Below are 1,405 nucleotides of genomic sequence, written 5' to 3' on the forward strand. Positions count from 1 at the left end.
CGCGGACGGTTCCGGGCGCGTCCGGCGGGGTCGGGGCGGCCCGGGCCATCCCGTAGGGTGCCGTGGTGGACGATCTTCGGGGGCGGTGGGCGGGTCGGTGGCCGGCGGCGGTCGCGGCCGGGCTGACGGTGGTGGCGGGCCTCGGGGTGCGGTCGGTGGCCGGCGGCGACGTCGCCAAGTACGCGGGCGACGCCCTCTACACCGTGCTGCTGTACGCGCTCGTGGTGCTGGTCGCGCCCAGCCTGCGGCCCCGGGCGGCCGCGGCCTGGGCCGCCGGGCTGAGCTGGGCCGTCGAACTGTTCCAGCTCACCGGTGTCCCCGACGGCCTGGCCCGGCACAGCGCGCTCGCCCGGCTGGTGCTCGGCTCCACCTTCAACCCGCCCGACCTGCTCTGGTACCTGGCCGGCGCGGGCCTGGCCGCCTTGGCGCACCAGGGCGCGCGGGCGGCCGGGCGGCGGCGGGCCTGAGGCGGCGTCAGAGCGGCATCAGCTCGGGCCGCTTGGCCTCGACGTGGTCACCGGAGGACTCGCCGCGCAGCCGGCGGCCGACCCACGGCAGCAGGTACTCGCGCGCCCACTGGATGTTCTCCCGGCGCTGCTCGGCGGACGAGGGCACCGGGCCGGACGGCCACGGCGCCTCCGGGTCCTGCTCGGTGCGCAGGCCCAGCGAGCGGGCGGCCAGCAGGGCGACCCGCTGGTGCCCCTCGGGGGAGAGGTGCAGCCGGTCCTCGCTCCAGGCCCGGCGGTCCTGGACGGCGCGCAGCGACCACAGGTCGGCCACCTGGCAGCCGTGCCGGTCGGCGACGGCCCGCATGTGGCCGTTGTAGGTGGCGATCTTGCCGCGCAGGTGTTTCAGCAGCGGCACGCCGCGGGTGTCGAAGCCGGTGCAGATCAGCACCGTACCCGCCGATTCGGCGAGTTGGGCGACGGCGGCCTCGAAGCGCTCGGCGACCTCGTCGGGGTCGCCGCCGGGGCGCAGGATGTCGTTGCCGCCGGCGCAGAAGGTGACCAGGTCGGGCTGGATGCGGCGGACCTGCGGCACCTGTTCGGCGACGATCTGGTCCAGCAGCCGGCCGCGCACCGCGAGGTTCGCGTACCGGAACCCGCCCGGCGGCCGGCCCGCGGCGAGCAGCGCCGCCAGCCGGTCGGCCCAGCCGGCGAAGGCGCCGTCGGCGACGGGGTCGTTCAGCCCTTCGGTGAAGCTGTCCCCGAGGGCGACGTACGAATCGAGGTCAAGAGTCTCCTGGAGGTTCGGCATGACAGAAATAGTTCACTGTCTGAAGTGACCTACGCCACCGTAGGTGCCCGGTCGCGGTACGTGAGATCGGCCACGTGCCCTGTGAGGCGTGAGCCCGCGCCCCCGTGCGCCCGGGACGCGCGGAGCGGCGCGCCGGGTGCGCGGGGCG

At 76.2% G+C, this 1,405-nt stretch carries 2 protein-coding genes; one reads left to right on the top strand and one right to left on the bottom strand.

The genetic code is table 11. From position 1 onward, the window contains the following. The first annotated feature begins 65 nt into the window (after positions 1-65). The gene (locus ABD308_RS33050; protein WP_344343274.1) at positions 66-467 is read left to right on the top strand and encodes a ribosomal maturation YjgA family protein; all 402 of its coding nucleotides are present in this window, start codon (positions 66-68) and stop codon (positions 465-467) included. A gap of 7 nt (positions 468-474) precedes the next feature. Here the strand turns inward: ABD308_RS33050 and ABD308_RS33055 are convergent, their stop codons facing one another. Beyond that, positions 475-1,257: an SGNH/GDSL hydrolase family protein gene (locus ABD308_RS33055; RefSeq protein WP_344343276.1), complete on the bottom strand. Its 783-nt coding sequence runs from the start codon at positions 1,255-1,257 to the stop codon at positions 475-477. Between the last annotated feature and the right edge of the window lie 148 nt (positions 1,258-1,405).

The sequence above is a fragment of the Kitasatospora putterlickiae genome, from assembly GCF_039527695.1.
Taxonomy (GTDB): Bacteria; Actinomycetota; Actinomycetes; order Streptomycetales; family Streptomycetaceae; genus Kitasatospora; species Kitasatospora putterlickiae.